Below are 18,699 nucleotides of genomic sequence, written 5' to 3'. Positions count from 1 at the left end.
TGTGAAATGAATGATTATATTTAGTTGCCGGGTGGGTTTAGACCGATAAAATAACTTATTATCAGATACTAGTTAGGAACGTTAAGCAATGGTGTGACCTACCCCTACCCCACGCTGGTAACTAGCAATGTTCGCTCTTGCTGTCAGATCTGATTACACTCTGGTGGGACTGCTCTTGAGCTGGCAATTCATACCATCTATGACTGTGCCAACATTACCCTACCCAAAAGTTAATAAATCAGGGAGTCCTTTCAAACTCCCTTTTAAATCACTTATTAAAATACGGATTCACCCTTTCCACCGCCTGCTGTACCAGTTTGTTTCTGGTTGCCATTAGTCGGTCAATTTTTTCTCTTTTTTGATCCGCCGTTAGTATCCGGTCCCGCCGCATCATTTCAATCTGGGCATTCAGTGCTTTCACTTGTTTCTGTGTCGCGGTTAGCCCCTGACGCTGCGATAATTTCCCTCTATTTTCCTCTATCAATTCATTGGCATTATCGCCACGGCCCTGCTTACGGAAGCTGTTAATAGTACTGTTTATCTGGTTGGCTTCGGTCATAATGCGGTAAAAATCTTCGGTGAATTGGGTAGATTTGGCCGGATCGGAGCCACGGAAGAAGGATTTAATCACCGGCATCTCATCCAGGCGCATCGCCGGGGTTTCGCCGTAGTCTTTCAGGTTACGCATCAGTAAATTAGTCGCGCCCATCACATAGCTGCCTAAGCTGCCGGTGTAGCCCATCACAATATGGTCCAGCATCTTCGGTGACATATTGGTCGCTTCACCCACTTCACGCATTAGCAGACTGGTCTGGTCATTATAACGGGCTCCGGCCATCAAATTGCTGTCGGCCATGTTCTCAATTGGCCCGCCTTTGAAAAAATCATAGTTAACATAAGCCTCGGCAATCGGCATGGCGACTTGTGGGATTGGGTTGAATGCCATGGTTTCCATAAAGTTATGCGCCACCAGCTTGCCGAATTTAGCCGCACTATCTTTACCGCCCAGCGCGCGGACAAATCGCTCCGGTAAGGTGCCAAACATCAAGCCGATTTCGAACGGTTTTGGGAAACGGATATGCTGATCACCAACCCATGCGTGCCAATAGGTGTCTTTATCCCAGTCCTGAAGCTCTTCATAGCGTTTGTCGTCCCAATTCAGCGCCATCAGTGCCAGCGAGGCTGCGGTGATCATGCCGCCGCGTTTCAGCACTTCGCGCGGGTTCTCTTTGATAGCTCGGCCTAATTTGCTCAGCCCCTGCATACGGGCGTTGAAAAATGGCAGCATATCACTCAGGTTTATCATGATATTGCTGGCCCCCATCATGCTGAAGTCCATTAAGTCGCGTGATTCAAAAGCTGCCTGCGCCTTACTTTTGCCCGATTTAATGGCGGCTTCATAAGTGGCCAGTCGGTTAGCGTTTTCTGCTGCTTCACTGAGATTTTTGTATTGATGTAACCCCTGCTCGACCTTGCCCATCACCTCTTTGCTGTTGCGGACAATGGACGATTCAAACTCTTGCATTTGGCTGTCGTTGTAACCTTTACGCCGCAGCACGCTGCGTATCGTTTTGGCCGTCGATGCCGGATCATAGACATTGGAATAGCCACCGCCGAAAGTCGCACCGGCAAACATCATATCCACCAGGCTATCATCGGTGCGCAGTGCTTTTTTAAATCCAGCCCATGAGGCAGTCACCGGCTTAAAGCCATCTTTGTTAATGGCCCATGAATGAATCGAGTCGCGCATAAAGTTACGGATGATAAAGTCAGGCATCGATGTGGTGCTGACGGTCAGCACCTTTTTCGCCTGGCGGGCGGCTTTCATAAAGGTAGAGTTACTGCGCTCTAGGTCTATCATGGTAAAGGCGCGATACAGTTCCGGATCATTAACTTGAACCAGTTTTTCCTGCCCATCGATAAACACCTTCACCACATCTTTGCCGATACGCTGAAAATCCATTTTATTCGGGGATTCAATTACCTCCAGCACGCCGGTATCCGCAAGATTGACCACTGAGCGGCGCATCGCCTCGTTTTTCATCGAAGCATCGACCGATTTCGCCACGTAGTTAAACAGGTTTTCGATAGGATCCTTAATGGTCAAATCGCTGCCTTTTAACTTGCGCACGGTACTGCTCTGGTTAGCAATGCCTTTGCTGGTCCACGGCCCCTTCACCTCGCCATTTTCAGCCTCACGGTAATAGGGCAAGTACCAGGCATCCTCCCACTGGGCGCGGCTTTCTGGGTCAATCAATCCCATATCCTGTTGCAGATCGAGAATCGACTTAATAAAGGCGTCATATTTTTTCTTCTGACCGTCGAATAAAGCTTCATTACCCCGGTTGAGGGTTTTCATATAGGCAATTTCGTCGGCATTGAAGTTGTTCTCTTTGCCCTCTTTCATCAGCCGTTCTGAGCGATGGCCGGCGATCCATTTAAAGAAGTTTTCGCGATGATTTCCCAGACCGTCGAGAATACCCATCAGGGCATCCTCTTTGCCGGTACCGGATTGCCGTTCAACTATCCCCTCAGCTTTGTTATAGCGCGGTAAGCCATGCTCTAAGGTGGCGGCGGTAACAGAACCTGCTCCGGCGGCCATCCGCGCCCCAATGTAGGCAGAACTACGGGCATCATTGATACCGGCGGCATCTTCGGCATACTTCAGCGGAGCCATGCCATCAAAGGTTTTGGTATTGAGTTTACGGCCGGTCTCTTTTAGCCAGGCTTTCAGTTCCGTTTTATCTTTGCTGGTCACCGTGGCGTAGAAAGATTTAGCTTTATCCAGTCGGGTTGGCTCAATATTAAAGCCCATCTTGCGGTTGGTTTCAGTATCCATTGCTGGGTTAGCGGTGCGGGAATAGAGGGCATCAGAGCGCGAGAAGGTATTATCAAACTCCCGCGTTCCCGGTTGTTCGCCATCATACATAGCTGTCTTTTTAAACCGCCCGGCGACGGTGCGCAGAATATTGCGTATTTCGGTTGGGGAGATATCACTCTCATTCATGATGCCGATTTTCTTCAATGAATTTGTCAGCAGAGAAACAAAACGATCCCACATCGCCCCAAGACTGGTGAGTTCTGAGCGCTCCGCCATATGGGCCAAGAATTCATTAGCCTGCATTTCAAGGGACTCATTGCGATAGGATTTATCGACTTCCCGCCAAACATCCTGAATTTCTTTATTTTTGCTGTCACGAGTTTGATGTAATACGCGCATGATACGGTCGTATTCCACATCACCAATCACGGAAGCCAGCCCGTGGTGCGCCAAGACCTCATGACGCAATTTCGCCCGTAGTTGGCTGTCGGACGTAATATTATCCGCCACCACAATCACCCGACTGAGTTCTGGCTGATAAATAGCATGAACAGTACCGAACTCTTTCGGGATCCCGCTCGGCATCATGGCCGCTGCCTCCGCCTGAGTTTGCACCACCTTAACTTTGATTTTGGCCGCGCCATTTAACCTGCGTACCCACGCATTCGCGATGATTTGCGCTCGCCCCTGGCGCATTCCCTGAGTGGTTTTTTCGCCCGCAGCGGTGTGGCCGGTATCTGAAATCACATTGCCTTTATCAATATCGGTACTTTTACGTGAATAGAAGGCGATACCTTTAGCGGTGGGCTTGGTTTTGATGGTTTGGAATAGGTGATCAAATGCCTGACGTACGCCGCCGTTTAATTCAGCTTCTGTTGGATAGGCATAAGTTTCAGGGTTTGCATGTTCGTCAGCTTTGCGCAGGTTAACCAGATAATCGTTAGTGATACCTTTACTCTCGGCTTTATCCAGCAGATAGCGTTCAAAGGCTCGCGCTGACATTTCCAGTTTAGTTGTCCAATATGCTTTGCTGCGGCCACTGTCCAGTATTGCCGCCCGTTCCCTCATTCCACTATTAGTCACTTTAATAACTGCGCTCTTAAAGGCGTCATATACCTCTTGTCTGACGGGATGGGTGATTTCTTGCCTTTTACCGCTGCTAAAGTCATAGCGCGGACGTTTACGATCGGTAATAAATTCAGATGAACGCTTACCGGACGACTCGCCATGGACATCATAGGTACCAAAATAGTTATCCAGTGCATGGAACCACTCATGTGCCAGCGATCCAGCACCGTTACCCTTGGTGAGATTGATAACCACTTGCACAGGCTCATAATGAGCTTTGGCCCCGCCCTTACCCCGCGCGCCAAATGCCAGACCCAATTCGCCATTCAATGACAGCGCTTTGGGCGGTACATTCAGTAGTTCGGCCATATCAACCAACGAGTCATAAGCATCGTTTAATTCAGTTTGGCGGCGTGCACCCTCAACATAGTTACCAAACTGCACACCTCGGAAGCCAAATGCATCACTAAATTGTTCAGGCGTCACATTGCCATTACGGCGTTCAATTCCTATCCGGGGCTCGTTGGTTAATTTGCGTTGTTCTTCTCGCGATGTTTTGCGTAATTTATCCAGTTTGGCTTCTATTTCAGCGCGATTCTCTGCCAGATAAGCGCGTGCTTCGGTAGGTGTTTTGAAGCCAGCTTTAAGCGGTAACACGCCCATAGCCCCTTTGTAGCCAATAAACACACTCTTGTCTGCCCGTCGGGTATAGACCTCTAACTTAGCCTGTCTAGGCGTTAACTGAGCCTGTTTAAGCGCGTCATCTCCTTTATCACTATTAATCTTGGTCTCAATAAATTCCTTGGCTTTGGGTAATAGCTCCGGCATTGAACCCGCTGAAATATCAGTTTTCATCCCTCCAGGGGTAACCAGCTCATATAGGGTTTTCCCGCCGGGATAGCTCTTGCCATCAAAGTAAGTGTAATGGCCGGAACGAATTGAGTATTTTGACGCTTCGGCCATCTGCTCAGGCTTAAACTGCGAGATTAAGTCAATAGCATCTGCGGCAGATCGTAAGGAGGACTTACTGCGAAAAATGGTTTTTATATCATCAACACTCGCATGGCTATTGATAATAGAACTCGCTAAATCACGAACCCCCTTAACCTGTTCAGCCCACTGATTAAGCTTATAAGGGGATCCCGGTTTGTTCGGGATAAACGAGCGCAATGCTGCAAGTAATGCCAGTTTCTCTGGTTCAATGCCATTTTCATGCATTTTGCTGTAATCAGGGTGTGGGAAGAGTTTCGAAAGAGGCTGTTTCTTAATTTCTTCGATATCATGGTCGGCTTTCAGTGACTCGGCCAACTGGCCCCATTTATGCTTCGCCGCCCCCTTAAGTTCCTCACCAAAATCATCAATTTTTACGTTACTGTTTTTGGCTGGCTGCTCACCAGATGCCACAACGCCCTCATTGGAGGGCGCTGTTTTCGTGTTAGCTGTTGTGGATTCCAGCGGCAGACGCACACCAAAGCCATCACCAACGGGTTCAATCACCGCCCCCGGTATCTTGGCCCACTTCGTGAATCTGGCTACTTTCTCATTGGGGAATGGCTTACCGTGGTGCAATCTCAACTCACCTTGTGGACTTTCTGGCTCAATAACAGCACCTGGCATTTTTGCCCACTTAGTGAGTCTGGCCACTTTCTCATTAGGGAATGGCTTGCCGTGATGCAATCTCAACTCGCCAAGAGTTTCACCTTTTGCATAAGCTTCGGTACGTGCATCTATAGGGACACCACCAGCACGCTGACGCTGATCGGTAATCGCTGTTTCAGACTGTTCCCCCATAGCCTCAGTAAAGCGGCGCACATCTTTACGCTGCCCCCCGTCAAATTGTGGCGCTTGCCCAGATTGAACCTCATCCGGGTTAGTGGCTGGCCCCTCGGCAAAGATGATATTTTTATCGGTAATGGCCTGCGGATCCGTTTGACCATCGTAGGTCTGGGTTTCTCTGACCGCGCCTTGCTGCTCTGCCTGCTCTCTCGGCAAATACACTTGCCCACGAGCCTGCTCTCCGGCAGTAAATTGCGGCGCGGCACCGGCTTGGGTTTCATCACCTTGAATTGGCCCCGGCATGGGGAAGCCTTCTCCCGGATGAATATTACCGGGCGCTGGCAGGCGTGGCGTTCTTTGTGCTCGAATCTGGTCGGCTTGCTCAAGTATCGCTAACTCATCAGGTGTAAAACCTTGCTCTCCTGATTCCATTTGCTGCTGAATAAGATCTTGTGCGGTCGGCTGTGCTTCTGGCTCTGCCAGTGAACGCTGAACGTCGCTATCATCAGCAAAGCCTTGTACACGAGGATCCTGACGTAAATAAGCTGGGGTATCGCGAAAATCATCAATCTGGGAGTTAGGTACACCATTTTCACTGACTGAGTTTTGCTGTGCTGCCACTTCAGGAGTTACCGAGCTTTCTGCTTGCGGTGTCACTTCTGGCTGAGTGGCTGGGTCAATATTTTCCGATACTGGCGCGCCCTCGGTATCAGCCGGGGTCTCTGACTTAGGTTCGACTATCGAGTTACGGCCACGGATCCCGCCGATAGTCCCCGCGCCCATACCAATGCCAGCCCCTACCATGGCATTATTAGCACCGGTTTCAAAAACATCTTTCATCGGGTCAATTTTCTGACCTGCGGTATTAATTAATTGCTCATTCTGGACATAGCGCTGGGAAGCACCTTGAGCAAACTCAGTACTGCCCTCGGCCAGAGTTCCTGTTGCTGCACCAGAAACAACACTTTTAGTTGCCATCTTTTTCGTGAGCAACTTCGCCAAGGTATGATCCCCTAGCGTAGATGCCGCAATATTAATAGCCAGCATCCGAGGGTCACCAGTCACGCTATTGGCAGCCTGTTCTGCAACTTGGCTGCGTGCCAAGGTTAATTTCTGCGTGTCCGTTAATGAGGAGTTAGAAGGGTCACTATCAATATCGGCGAACGCTTTTTGGAAAGTTGTGCTTTCGAGTAATTGATCAAAGGGAATGGCATTAGTCTCTTCGCGCATATCAATACCGCCTTGACCTTGAGCGGTACCCGTCGAAACCCCAACAAACCCGGTGGCTTGAGCTCTCCTTTTTGCTATTTGAGCCGTTTCTTTTGCTGTGGCCCTTGCCGCCTCTTCAGGAAGTACCTTAATTAACCAATTGTAGGTTCCCTTTTCAACCATCCGTTCAACCGCGTTAGCCCCTAGCTTTGCCCCACTTGCCGTTAAAAACATTTGCGATATTGATGGGATGGCATTAATCATCCATGCATCTTTATCGAATAGGCCAGCCCCTGCTTTTATCCCAGTAACATTCTTATTTTTGTCACGCTCAAAGGTTATAAAATTCATCGCAGCAGCCTCTTTAGCGCCCTCGCTATAGTTGCTTTTGATTTCTTTCGACGCACTTTGAGCAAGATCACCTACCCCTCCAATCATTGCATTACCCGCACGTGATAACAGATTACCGCTGTTATCTTGCATCACTTTCAGCATCTCAGGACTGACAGGAATATCAATCAGCGGTTTCTTCTCACCACTTCGGTATTCTGATGCCTTACCATCTAAGTGCTGATTACCCGCCTTAAATAATTGAGCATTGCCGCTAATGATATCAGCAGGCGCTGCTGCCGCAGAAAGGAGTACATCCTTTAAACCTATGCTAGGGTCATTACTCTGCGGCGCTTTTGACTGCCGCCCAGCGGCTTCACGCGCTGCCCTAACGGCACCCCAGTCAAAACCGGTATTCGCATTCTCACCGGGTTGTCGAATATTAAGCGTCTCGCGATTGTTGTTAGTGGTTTGTTCTTCTGGGCGTTGTTGCTGCGGATCGTAAGTCATGGGTACTCCTTTATTAGAAATGAACCTTTGGCGCATAGGAAACCAGCCCATCGAGGCGTACCAACCGTACTGGCTCCTCAAAGGCTCATTTCTAATCAGGTTCGATGGTTTGAAGCACATGCGTTGTGCTGGGGAAATTGGAATAGAAAAGCCCCGGCAGGCGGACCTGTCGGGGCTAGATTTCGTGCATAAAAAAACCGAAGGGCTTTTTAAAGCTCACTTCGGCATCTTTCTGTAATTTAGCTTGTTATCACATAAAAGTGAACACCTTCATTCAATAGATACAAAAAACAATAAATATGAATTATATTAATATATCGCTCACAGGTTATATCGATAGATATCTATAGATAAAGGTAAAGAGATGAGAAGCACTTACATTGGCAGAATGAAAAAAAGTAATGATTTCTATAAGGAATTACTTACGAGCGCTACTATTGCTTTTGATACTAACGTATTGCTTAGCCTTTACAGATATTCTGACTCAACAAGAAACGAATTCATTAGTGTACTAAATGAAATAAAGAATCGTGTTTTGCTACCTTACTTTGTCGGTACTGAGTTTTTCAATAACAGAACAAAAGTCATTTCGGACCAATGTAAGGCATATGATGAAACAAAAAAGAAACTTCAGGAAATAAAACTTAGTTTTGATAATAAACGAAGTCATCCTTTTATTTCTGAAGATACCTCTAAAACGTTTGGTGCAGCTTTAGAAAAAGTCATTATTGAACTGGAATCTAACAACAAAAGCCACGACTCTCAAATTACAAATGATACAATATTAGATATAATATCAGAAATATTCGATGGAAAAGTTAGTGAGAATTACTTTTCTGACACCTCGGATGAAATAATAAAAAAGGGAGAGGAGCGATATAAAAACAAAATCCCACCAGGATACGAAGATGCAAGTAAGACAATAAAGTCAACAGAGCTATCACCTCATCAGAAAATTGCCCCATATGGGGATTTAATCATATGGCTTCAGTTAATTGAATATGCAAAAAATAAATCTGAAGACATAATATTCATAACAGATGATACCAAAGAAGATTGGTATGAGTCCGCCAGAGGAAAAGTAATTGGTCCAAGGTATGAGTTAATAGAGGAATTCACAAAAGAAACCGGAAAAAATATTCATATTTATCAATCAGATAAATTCTTATCCGAAATATCTTCACTTTTGCAAAAAGCTGTTAGCCCTGAGACCGTCGAAGAAGTTAGAGAAACTAAGGAAGACTCAATAAACGAAAGAGTTAACTACATAAACAAAAATTTAAAATGGGATAAAGAACTTATTGACACCCTTAAAGGGACAATTAAAAGCTCTAGCCATGACAGTATGGAAATGAACTTGGGAGATGAATATCATAAAAAAATAAGGGATATAATTAAAGAAAAAAATAACGCAACGCAAAATTTTAAAAGTTGGGAGTTAGATGAATTTCTATCTGAAGAAAGTAAGATAAACTCAAAACTAACTTATACAAAAATAAAACTAGCTCAAGTGAACAACTCGCTAGACACCCTGATAAATAATCTAAAGCCAAACCAACTTGCAAATTCAGATGCTTATTCATTATTATCGGTTCAAAAAGAAATGTTATTAATGGAACTTGATGAGTTAAATAACCAATTAAGACGTATAAAAAGGTCTCCTTTTTAGAGGCTGTATAAACGACGTTATTCATCTAACGGCAGAAAGTCGTCTAACTTCCCTTAACTGCTGCGCAGTAAAGCTATCATCAGGTTCGAGAGCTTTTGGGGCCGTGCTATTTACGGCCTTTTGCTCCAACTCTCCCCTTTGCTTCTGCTGCCAGGCAGCAAATGCCCTCCGATCTTCCTCACTATTCAAATCAGGCGCTTCACCAAACTCTTTTTGGTACTCACCCGCAAATGCCTCCAACTCAACCGGGTCAATCTGAGATTGATTCTGAGAACTACGGCCCCCACCCACGCCGTAGAGCTCGGAAGCTTGTTGGCGGCGTTGCTCAGAGTTGCCCTTAATTTCCTGCTTTGCGGCGGCCAGTTGCTTCTCATCCATCATCGCGCCATCTTTATTTAGCGCGGCCAGCTGCTTACCCTCATCCTTGCTGATATCCAACAGCTCTTTGCGATAGCCCTCACTTTCCTGACGCATTGCAGCTTTATCTGGCGGGTTAACCATACTGCCAATAAACTTGGCTCGTTCTGGCTGGTTAAGTTGCCCTACCATCTGGCTGTAACCTCTGACTTTATTCATAAACTCATCGATAGGGATTTTCGCTACCTGGTTGTCATTCAGATCCGCGGAACCAAATTGAGTCATAGGTTTGTTGGCGGTCGAACCATCGCTGTAGGTGACTTTCAGACCGGGAATAACAAACTTGCCATCTTCACTGATACCAAGATGTGCCAGTTCTTTACTCTTAATTTTCTTGCCTGATTCGGGATCGACCTCATCAATATTGCGTTCAATATAGGGGGCCAGTACGGTATTAATCGTTTTTAATACTTTCGGGTCGTTATAGTTCATTTCCCCGGAAAGCACCTTCGGCATAATCTGGTTAATTTCCATCACATTATCAATTGCCCCCTGACCAAAGAAACGAGATGGATGCAGTGGATTATCTTTTGAAATTTGCCCATACAATTGGGGGTCAACCTGACCGGAGGTTTCAATCTGCTTGTACAGCGCCTGAACAACCGGCATTTCTTCTTGCATGCGCTGCTGGCGTTCAGCTTGAGAGCGCTGGAAGTTAAACTCGCTCTTACGCATATTGAGTTCCTGCGCCCGCATGCCCAAGCTGGCATTGGCCGTGCGCTGACTCGCCTGCGCTAACCCGTAGTTTTTATTCCACTGCTCATCACCCACGCTATCACGCTGTGATTTATATTGATGATCACGGTTATCTGTCTCTTTGCGCCAATCCACCTGCTCTTTCGCCAGGCCATAGTTACGATCCGAATCTTTCACTTGTTGCTGTTGTGCTGCATCCCGCAAACCCAGTTCACGATTACGACTAATCGCCTGATCCGCCGTATTGAAGCCCGCTAAGAAGCCGTCTGCTAAACCTTGTACGCCCATAATAATGATCCTTTAGAAGAAACTACTGGCCAGCAAACCTACTGCTGCACCAATACCCATACCAATCGGCCCGCCCGCAGCACCATAGGTGGCACCCACCGCCATGCCAGTACCAGCCCCGACGCCAATCATGCTCATTTGGCTCTGTTTCTGTTGGGATTTGAGCTGCTCATTGGCAGATTCGCGCTGTATCTCGCGGTTAGAAGCATCACCCAACCCTTGCATAGCCTGCTGCCGTGTCTCTCGGGCAGCATCAATTAATCCGTATCCCATTAGTTGCTCCCCCCACCAATACTCATTTGTTCACGTAGGCTGGCACTGCCACCGGTTAAAATGTTCATCTGTCGATCTTGCTCCGCCTCACGAATACCATTCTTCGCCCCGGCAGTGGCCAGTGCCGAGCGCAGACCTAAACTGTTGTCGTTCGGGTTTGCCGTCTGAGTGGTGCCATAACGTGCCAACTGATTTTGCGTACCCAACTGCGCGGAACGTAAGCTATTGGTAGAACTGTCACTGACGCGGGTTAACTGCTGGTTCATTAGCTCGCCGCTGGTAGCCAAACCCATCAGCTCTTTTTGCTTTGGATAAAAACGAGTGAGCCAATCGTTATACTGATCACGAATAAGATTGGCATAGGTATCAGATGCTTGTCCCATAACTACCTCCTGTCATTAGCTGCCGCCAAAGATGCCAGTGGATTTACTACTCACGTCTTTGAGTCCATAAGTCGATTTGCTGCTGACATCCTTGACTCCATAATTACGAGCGGCTATACCACCAGCAGCACCAACTAATTGCCCTATTACCTGTCGGTCGCTAAGTGACTTCTGTGCATCGCTGGTCGCTTTACTTAAACTCTGGCTGGCAATGTTGCTATAACCAGACAGTGCATCAGCTTTTTGCCCTGAACCCATAGCGACAACATCATGCAACCCGGCGACATATTTATCTTGTTGTGAGGTTTGCGCCCGGTTGGTGGTGTCGATTTGCCCTGCTACCTGGTCACTTTGCAACGTTTGTAGTGTTCCCTGGAATTTACCGCTACTCGGATCAACACCACCCGCAGACAATTCAGTCGCCGCCTGTTGGCGTGCCTTACCAAACTCCTGTTGATAACCTAAGTTGACGGTCCCAGCAGCATCGTCGTATTTCGACTCGTTATTCATACTGTCTACTTTGCTAATAAACAGATTTTCCATTGGTTTAAGTTCGTTCTGGTACAGCGTCCATTGTTTACTCGCAATTTCAGCCGCTGCCAGTTCCTGAGAGGTTTCTTTAACCTCGGTGCTACCGCCACCTTTTCCCATAATGACCTCATACCGGTATTTTGAATTTCATCAGTCCATCTTCGTCCACCAGACGCTCAAAACCGAGACGCCGCGCAATTCGGATAAACCCTTTTCGTGCTGTATAAAACTCCGCCCAGCGCCCGCCTATCATCCGAGTCAGTTGCTGAACCTCCGGCGTGTACTTAACCAAACCTTGCGGCCCACTACTAATACCCAGCCAAACCACCACATAAGGAATGCCTTCTTTAATTCGCGGGCGCAGGACTATCACGGCATCGTCCGCTGAAAAGCAAAACGCCTGCTTGTTACGGCAGGCGTCTTGGACATGAATGAGGAGTTCCGGATCACCGGCATCGCTGGCTATTCGGGCCAGTTTAGAAGTGAAAGTAGTTTGCAGCATCCAGCACCATGATAGGAATACTTGAAACGTAATAAGTGAATGGGCCATGGGACGCTGGTTGATTTCTGGCCCATCCCCAAGCAGGGCCAATCTGCGTGCCGTTGCTGTTCACCCAGACATAAACCTGCCACGGGTAACTGTACATCGCACCAATATTGCACGGCGCGTACATTGGTCGGGCAATGCCCTCAACACTCCGCATTGAGCCTAATGCTGCACCGGTTAAAGGAACCAATTTAGGGCGGGCCAAAATATCGTAGCCCGAGTTATAAACCACTGAGCCATTTTGTTTCGAATAGATTTCCAAGCCATATTTACTGCGATTTAACGCACCATTACCAAAAATACAGACCTTGGCTCTAATGGTCGCGCCGCCACCGCCATTGACATAAAAAACGCGATATCGGCGGTCAGTGGGGTCAGGCGACATACAAATGGTTTTACTGGCATCTGTTGTGTAGAAATAACACATCACCTGATCGGCTGCGAATGCCGGATTAATATAACTGGGGAGCCAACCGTCATAGATATCCACCTCTCCTTTAAATAACAGGCAAGAGAATTGGCTGATATTGCTAATGCCGGTGAAGTTATTAACCCCCATAAATTGGATACCATAACCGCCCACCGATCCAGAAGCAGGCCAGATATAAACACCATAATATGAGGATGGAATAGCACCATAGTAATTAACTGAGTTTACTTTCAGTGTACGATTAGCATCCAAGTAAGGCTGATTATAAGCGAATCCACCAGGTACCCACTGACTACCACTAACGGTATAATCAAGCCAGGCATAAGAAGACATCCAAAGAAAATAGTCATAGCCAGAAGGAATAGTAATCCCCGTATTCCATTCTCCGAATGAATTACCTTTACTGCCCATGCCAACTATTTTAGTGACCGTAGTTTTGTTATCCATCACCACTGATGTGCCATCCGGGCGGAATACTTCTAAACCGTAGCGCGACACTGCCATATACCGTTAAAGTTAAAATCAGGAGGGGGATTCTTACCCACGGACATACACGCGGTTAAACTAATCAAGCTTGCCAAGACGAACCATAAGCGCACCTTTCTCATCATAAACCTCTATTCTCTCGTTAGTGATAACCAGGCCAATACTGCCTGCACCTTGCCTGATGGTAATTCTTCCCGTATTTGAAACACTGAATAGGTCGCCAATCTTCAGATTACCGGCGGCATCAACTGTGAACTTACCGTTATTTATCGTGGCGCTATTGAGCGTGGGCGTTGAAATGCTGATTCCTGCTTTAACTTCATCAGCGATAATGGTTTGAGCATTCAGAATTTTGATGGTGGCTTCACGGATAGCCGCCTCATCAATGACCACTCGCCCGTCAGAAATAGAAAACGGAATAGCATGAGAGCCGGTATCAGTAGGATTGTTGGGGTCAAAGACAAAAAACTGACTGGCCGATATGGCGACCTGAGCAATAGGTTTACCCTCTGTATCCCTGCCAGCGACAATCCCGATACCTGCGGTGATCCCGCTGGCATCAACTTTGGTGCTCCACATTTTCTGAAATGCCTGGCCGCCGTTCTGGTCAAGATCATTGACGCTATTGGCGAGCTCACCGATTAATGGCGATTCATTAATCTCCTTATTAATCAGGTCAATAATTTCATCAATATCAGCAGCGGTTTTGGCTGGAGTTCCCTCACTGGCATTAAATGGCCCCGCCACTCCTGCGGAGTTAATAAAGCGGATCCAGTAATAGCCTTGCCAGCCCGGATCAACCGGGTCGCCATAAACCGCCGCCGCCGAGCTGGCTACCATCACCGCATTAGCCAGGTTATCTTCAGTGCTGCGATAGATTTCCGTCAGCGAATGCCCACGGTAATTCGGCATCTCCCATTCCAGCAGTACCGCGCCAAAACCGCCGTTGGCTTTAAAGCTTCGTGGTTGAGTGGGAAAAGAGGGGGCTGGGCCAGTATTATCATTGGGATGAGGTTTGAGCTGTAATTTACCGCCCGCCCCTGCACGTAACTTGGCTAAATCCAAATCAGCCAGCTCGGCATAAGTGACGGCACGATTACGACCGTCACCGCGCTGCCCGGTCAACACCTCAATATTTTCAGAGAGTGCCGCAGCATCACGACCCGCACGGAATCCTTTGGTCATGCTGGCATCTCCGCCATTGAGGTACTCAGGGTAATACGGTCAACTTGCGCGTAACCCCAGACCTCAACCGTCCATTTGCGGCCAGTGATCGGCGGCAACTTCAGAAGCCCATCCATTAAGGAGCCCGGCGGCAGCGACAGCACCGGCGCACCATCGACAATCAAATTAACTCCCACGCGAATTACACTCTCACTCATGATGCGCAAGCAAGAAAATGAGGTGCCGGGAGGGGCCAGAAATGGTTTGCTGCGCCATGTGATCGGCAACGGCGTGGTGCTGACTTGAGAGATGGTTAATTTATCGCCTTTAATGGTATAGAGCGTATCCGACTCCAGATCATTAAAAGCAGTATCAAAAACGGTGGTCAGGTGGCGGATATCCATCGCTTGCGGATCGAAAATAAATCCGGCGCTGGTTCCTTTTGCCGTCTGGTAAATCGCCAGATATTCGCCTTCCACCTGCCATGCTTTGATACTTTCAGGATTGAAGTTTTTCCGCCATTGCCGTGGCTCGATAATCTGCTCAGTGGCAACTAATGCATTGCCAGCACTATCAACCGATACCAACCCATTGGGTGACGCGTAGAGCGCAAAGCTATCCATACTCACCATGCTGCGGCGGCTGACACAGGCTTGCATCACCGGTAACTTGGCGTTGGTTATATTGGACGGAGTGATACCACTGAACAGATAAGGCCGCCCTTTGGTTCCCACCACCAGCCCGGCACCAATAGGCGCAACAGCCACAATATCGTGCTCGGTACTTTGCTTGTAATTTTCCGGCCAGGCATAGGGGAGAAACGCCTCAGAGAACATGACTTGGTTACCAGCAAAACCGGCGGCTATACCGTTTGCCATCAGGCACAAACCAATCATTTCATCCGGCGGCATCAGGAAGTTTTCGGTTTCCAACACCGGACCAAGTTCTTTATCCAGCAAAGTGTCCTGATACACAAGCACACCAACGTCCAACTCGACCAATAGCAGATAATCAGCAACCCCACCGCCAGATGCAGAGCGATAAATACGACGGCGGGTGATATTTGAATTCTGGCTGCCCGGTGGTTGCAGGGCGAGGTCTACGCTACTGCCGGGGTACACAATGGTCACTTCCTGCGAAACTGGCCCCGGTGGCCCTTCTTCCCCGTAGCCCGTGACATAGGTTTCAACATAAAAACGGGTATCGTCATCGGTTGGATCATCATCACCATGATCAGCCGGCGGCGTAATCGCAGTCACTTCAATAGGATTAGCTGGAGCTGGAATGCCCAGCCGAAAACTTACTGCCGGAAAATTACCCTCTCCTTGAGTCGCTATTTCATTACTGGTGACCTTGGGATATTTGCCATCAGTGAAATACACCCGCTCATATTTATCCTGCGCCACCGGGCTGCGGATTGCATCTACCAAGTCAGTCCAGGCAAACCAATAATCATCGCGGTAACGGAAAATAGTGGTTGGCTTCAACTTAAATGTTTTCCCACCATCAATATCCGCCATAACCGGTGTAATAACGCCGTGGCGAAAATGGCAGTTTTTAGCAATGGTCGCCGCTTGCTCTGGCAATAGATGTGGCACCGCCCGCGGCATTTCGCCACGCATGGTAGTGATATCGATAGCTGACATAGGGAGTGATTTCCGACAGGCATAAAAAAAGCCCCACTAAAAAGTGAGGCTTGGCATCTTTGGGTAATTTAGCGCGTTGTTGATAAGAGAGCAATGGGGTATTTATTTAATTTAAGGCGCATAACGACCTGGCTTCGAGGTAGCGGATATTTTTCAATATATGTGGGAAATATCTGATGTTGTTATATTTTCAGAATTTTGCTCGCCATAATTGTTTGGAGTAATCATCCAATTCCAATATGCTTAGACGGGAATGTATAGGGCAATAACAAGGAAAAGTTATGGATACGGTTGAAGAGCTCAACAATACTTATTTTTATGCTGGTCGTTCAAACCTAACTGCAAGTCAGTTGCTGTTTGTGATTTTCTGCGAAAATACAGCTAATCAGCTAGGTGTTCAGGATTTTGGGGCGATCGTGTCCATTGTGGCTGGACTCAACGTGTTACCTACACGTACAAAACCACGAGATGCCATTGAGGGGACTTCGTTAGCTTCCCGTAGCTCCCGTAAAGTATTTGGGAATGCTAAGTTTCCTTGGGGGATACGCCTACCCTCCGTAATAGGTGGATATCCGCCATCAACATTGAAAATCAAAATGGTTGCAAAAATTAGCGCGTTTACTGGCCGTGCCATTCCTGTTGTTGGATGGATAATTCTGGCTGCTGATGTTTCAGAGATCACTTGGTGTACACTGAGAGATTACAACCGTATTGCCAGAGGGAACGACAAAATATGGTAAGTGACACTCTTGAGCAGCGAATTTACAATCTGGTAAGAAGCCATGATGGGATTTACCTTTTTAAGAAAAAAGAGCTGACACCGGCAACCGATCTGGATTCGGATCTGCATCTAGAAGATGATGAAGCTCAGGCACTTATGGATGATTTTTTTTCTGGGTTTAGTGTCGAGCGCGGGAATTTTTCTATCACAACATACTATCCGCCAGAACCTCCATTGAGTGACTTAATTAATCCTTTCCGTAAAAGCGATATTCCTCAGGTGCCGGATTTCACGATAGGAATGCTTATCGAATCGGCCAAAGCTGGCCGCTGGCTATACGATTGAAATAGCCGGGCAATTAAGTTCTTCACAATGATTAGCTCAATGCCTGGGTAAAACGATCTTTTGCAGGAATATATTTGCAAATCGTTTTAGGTAACACCTCAAGAAATAAGGTTATTTCACTAAATGACAAGTAGCATCTGATACCGCATCGTTTACCCTTTGTACCCAAGCCCACCCGCTCATTTTATTCCCATTAAAATCAGAAGCGTACTCAGTAGCACTACCGTCTATGTAATGGATAGCGGTTGATTTGGTGGATGAGAAATAGCATTCAGCATCAACTCTATCTTCTGGCTTGTTGTCGCAACCGGTCAGAGACACGGCAAGAAAGGCCAGCACAACAGGAAAAATTTTCATAGGGTTCTCTAATAGACAGAGCTTCCTAGCGCGCATTTTATATGGAAGCCCCCACAGTTAGGTGCTGATTCGATCATACCTTATTAGTTAAGCCAGGTTCACCTTCTATTATTCGGGGACAACAGGCCACTCAATATTCGCCGCAAGAGAAACATCAACGTTTTTCACTGCAACACGGTATTGCTTCCACGCTTTCAAATCAGCATGCAATTTTACCGGAACATCTTCTTCGCTATCCACCAGCCCCTCAATCTCATCAGTAATAGCACCAATGATGTCCGATGCGTGAGATAAAATAGCTGTTTGCTTTTGCGTGGCTTCAATAATCATCTGTTGCAGAACGCGCGGCGCAGGGCCAGGTAACCATTCGCCATTTTCATTTGCGTAGTAAGTAGGATCGGGTCGTGGACCAGACATGATGACGTAGCTATCTGGCAAAGCAAAAGGTTCGATGTAAGAAATACTCTCGGTAGATTCACCGGGTATCGCGTAAATAACCATAGTTACCTCAATCTATTGTCCATACAGCAACTCTGTATGGGAGTGTTGTAGCGACATTGGCATTATTTGAAAATCCATTTAAAGTCAATGGGCTATACGAACCGAGCTGTTGGTTTGCAGAAACCACAACAATCTTGTCATCTACATATGAAGCGGCTATCCCATAGGATGATGAACCAGAACCAATATTACTACCGTCTCGCATTTCCCCCCATGCACCAAATAGAACTTCAACACGGCAATCGGTTTTTCTACCGGGGAATGGGTTAGTAACTTCAACGCGCTGTGACAGGGTTATATTTCCCGGTGATGCCTGAGTTCCTCCTGGGTAAACATATGCGAATTGTGGTTGCTTTCTAGCCTCTAATGTCGTGACTCGAGTTGTCAGCAATGTTATTTGAGTCGCCAGCTCCAGCGCATTTATCTGACCTTCATTGAATGCCGTACCAGCAAGTAGAATTACATAGCAACCCGTTGCGTTGAGCATCCGAGTTTCTGCCGCAACACGAGGTGTTCCATTTGTTCCATCGT

At 47.3% G+C, this 18,699-nt stretch carries 15 protein-coding genes and 1 pseudogene; 4 read left to right on the top strand and 12 right to left on the bottom strand.

Annotated elements, in window-relative coordinates:
• Nucleotides 1–268: 268 nt before the first annotated feature.
• Nucleotides 269–7,714 (bottom strand): LPD38 domain-containing protein, encoded by a 7,446-nt coding sequence (locus ACNSO8_RS23805; protein WP_418396115.1) that lies wholly within the window; start codon nucleotides 7,712–7,714, stop codon nucleotides 269–271.
• Here ACNSO8_RS23805 and ACNSO8_RS23800 point away from each other — a divergent pair.
• Together ACNSO8_RS23800 and ACNSO8_RS23795 are read left to right on the top strand one after the other, a co-directional pair.
• Complete coding sequence (locus ACNSO8_RS23800; RefSeq protein ID WP_418396114.1) at nucleotides 7,713–7,952, top strand: hypothetical protein; 240 nt, start codon at nucleotides 7,713–7,715, stop codon at nucleotides 7,950–7,952. The two genes, ACNSO8_RS23805 and ACNSO8_RS23800, sit on opposite strands and share 2 nt — an antisense overlap.
• A gap of 126 nt (nucleotides 7,953–8,078) precedes the next feature.
• Nucleotides 8,079–9,383, top strand: coding sequence for a PIN domain-containing protein (locus ACNSO8_RS23795; protein ID WP_418396113.1), 1,305 nt, complete (start codon nucleotides 8,079–8,081; stop codon nucleotides 9,381–9,383).
• 21 nt (nucleotides 9,384–9,404) lie between these two features.
• Here the strand turns inward: ACNSO8_RS23795 and ACNSO8_RS23790 are convergent, their stop codons facing one another.
• Genes ACNSO8_RS23790 through ACNSO8_RS23755 form a run of 8 tightly spaced genes read right to left on the bottom strand, consistent with a single transcriptional unit; the run spans nucleotide 9,405 to nucleotide 16,244 of the window.
• A complete protein-coding gene (locus ACNSO8_RS23790; protein WP_418396112.1) occupies nucleotides 9,405–10,784 on the bottom strand; it encodes a hypothetical protein in 1,380 nt (459 codons plus the stop codon).
• 12 nt (nucleotides 10,785–10,796) lie between these two features.
• Nucleotides 10,797–11,057 carry a bacteriocin gene (locus ACNSO8_RS23785; RefSeq protein WP_411937315.1) on the bottom strand — a complete coding sequence of 87 codons (261 nt, stop codon included), beginning with the start codon at nucleotides 11,055–11,057 and terminating at the stop codon, nucleotides 10,797–10,799.
• Nucleotides 11,057–11,440 (bottom strand): hypothetical protein, encoded by a 384-nt coding sequence (locus ACNSO8_RS23780; protein WP_411925002.1) that lies wholly within the window; start codon nucleotides 11,438–11,440, stop codon nucleotides 11,057–11,059. The genes ACNSO8_RS23785 and ACNSO8_RS23780 overlap by 1 nt, the downstream gene beginning before the upstream one ends.
• Nucleotides 11,441–11,455: 15 nt before the next feature.
• Entirely contained in the window at nucleotides 11,456–12,091 is a 636-nt protein-coding gene (locus ACNSO8_RS23775) for a hypothetical protein (RefSeq protein ID WP_418396111.1), read from the bottom strand.
• Between the two features lie 7 nt (nucleotides 12,092–12,098).
• Complete coding sequence (locus tag ACNSO8_RS23770; RefSeq protein WP_418396110.1) at nucleotides 12,099–12,473, bottom strand: hypothetical protein; 375 nt, start codon at nucleotides 12,471–12,473, stop codon at nucleotides 12,099–12,101.
• The gene (locus ACNSO8_RS23765) at nucleotides 12,448–13,452 is read right to left on the bottom strand and encodes a hypothetical protein (protein WP_418396109.1); all 1,005 of its coding nucleotides are present in this window, start codon (nucleotides 13,450–13,452) and stop codon (nucleotides 12,448–12,450) included. The genes ACNSO8_RS23770 and ACNSO8_RS23765 overlap by 26 nt, the downstream gene beginning before the upstream one ends.
• A gap of 60 nt (nucleotides 13,453–13,512) precedes the next feature.
• Nucleotides 13,513–14,619, bottom strand: a complete 1,107-nt coding sequence (locus ACNSO8_RS23760) for a phage tail tip fiber protein (RefSeq protein WP_418396108.1) — start codon at nucleotides 14,617–14,619, stop codon at nucleotides 13,513–13,515.
• Nucleotides 14,616–16,244 carry a hypothetical protein gene (locus tag ACNSO8_RS23755; protein WP_418396107.1) on the bottom strand — a complete coding sequence of 543 codons (1,629 nt, stop codon included), beginning with the start codon at nucleotides 16,242–16,244 and terminating at the stop codon, nucleotides 14,616–14,618. The genes ACNSO8_RS23760 and ACNSO8_RS23755 overlap by 4 nt, the downstream gene beginning before the upstream one ends.
• Before the next feature lie 281 nt (nucleotides 16,245–16,525).
• On the opposite strand from ACNSO8_RS23755, the gene ACNSO8_RS23750 reads away from it, so the two are divergent.
• A complete protein-coding gene (locus tag ACNSO8_RS23750; RefSeq protein ID WP_418396106.1) occupies nucleotides 16,526–16,984 on the top strand; it encodes an STM2901 family protein in 459 nt (152 codons plus the stop codon).
• Nucleotides 16,978–17,310: a DUF1493 family protein gene (locus tag ACNSO8_RS23745; RefSeq protein WP_418396105.1), complete on the top strand. Its 333-nt coding sequence runs from the start codon at nucleotides 16,978–16,980 to the stop codon at nucleotides 17,308–17,310. The genes ACNSO8_RS23750 and ACNSO8_RS23745 overlap by 7 nt, the downstream gene beginning before the upstream one ends.
• 111 nt (nucleotides 17,311–17,421) lie before the next feature.
• On the opposite strand, the gene ACNSO8_RS23740 is transcribed toward ACNSO8_RS23745, so the two are convergent.
• The 3 genes and pseudogenes from ACNSO8_RS23740 to ACNSO8_RS23730 all read right to left on the bottom strand — a co-directional run.
• Nucleotides 17,422–17,667 carry a hypothetical protein gene (locus tag ACNSO8_RS23740; protein WP_418396104.1) on the bottom strand — a complete coding sequence of 82 codons (246 nt, stop codon included), beginning with the start codon at nucleotides 17,665–17,667 and terminating at the stop codon, nucleotides 17,422–17,424.
• Between the two features lie 108 nt (nucleotides 17,668–17,775).
• Nucleotides 17,776–18,168 carry a tail fiber assembly protein gene (locus tag ACNSO8_RS23735; RefSeq protein WP_418396103.1) on the bottom strand — a complete coding sequence of 131 codons (393 nt, stop codon included), beginning with the start codon at nucleotides 18,166–18,168 and terminating at the stop codon, nucleotides 17,776–17,778.
• Nucleotides 18,169–18,175: 7 nt separating this feature from the next.
• A pseudogene (locus ACNSO8_RS23730) lies at nucleotides 18,176–18,699 on the bottom strand (phage tail protein); the annotation flags it as partial.

It is taken from the genome of Yersinia sp. LJYL362 (assembly GCF_048323875.1).
The sequence above is the reverse complement of the archived record's forward strand: the minus strand, read 5'-3'. Positions and strand labels throughout refer to the sequence as shown.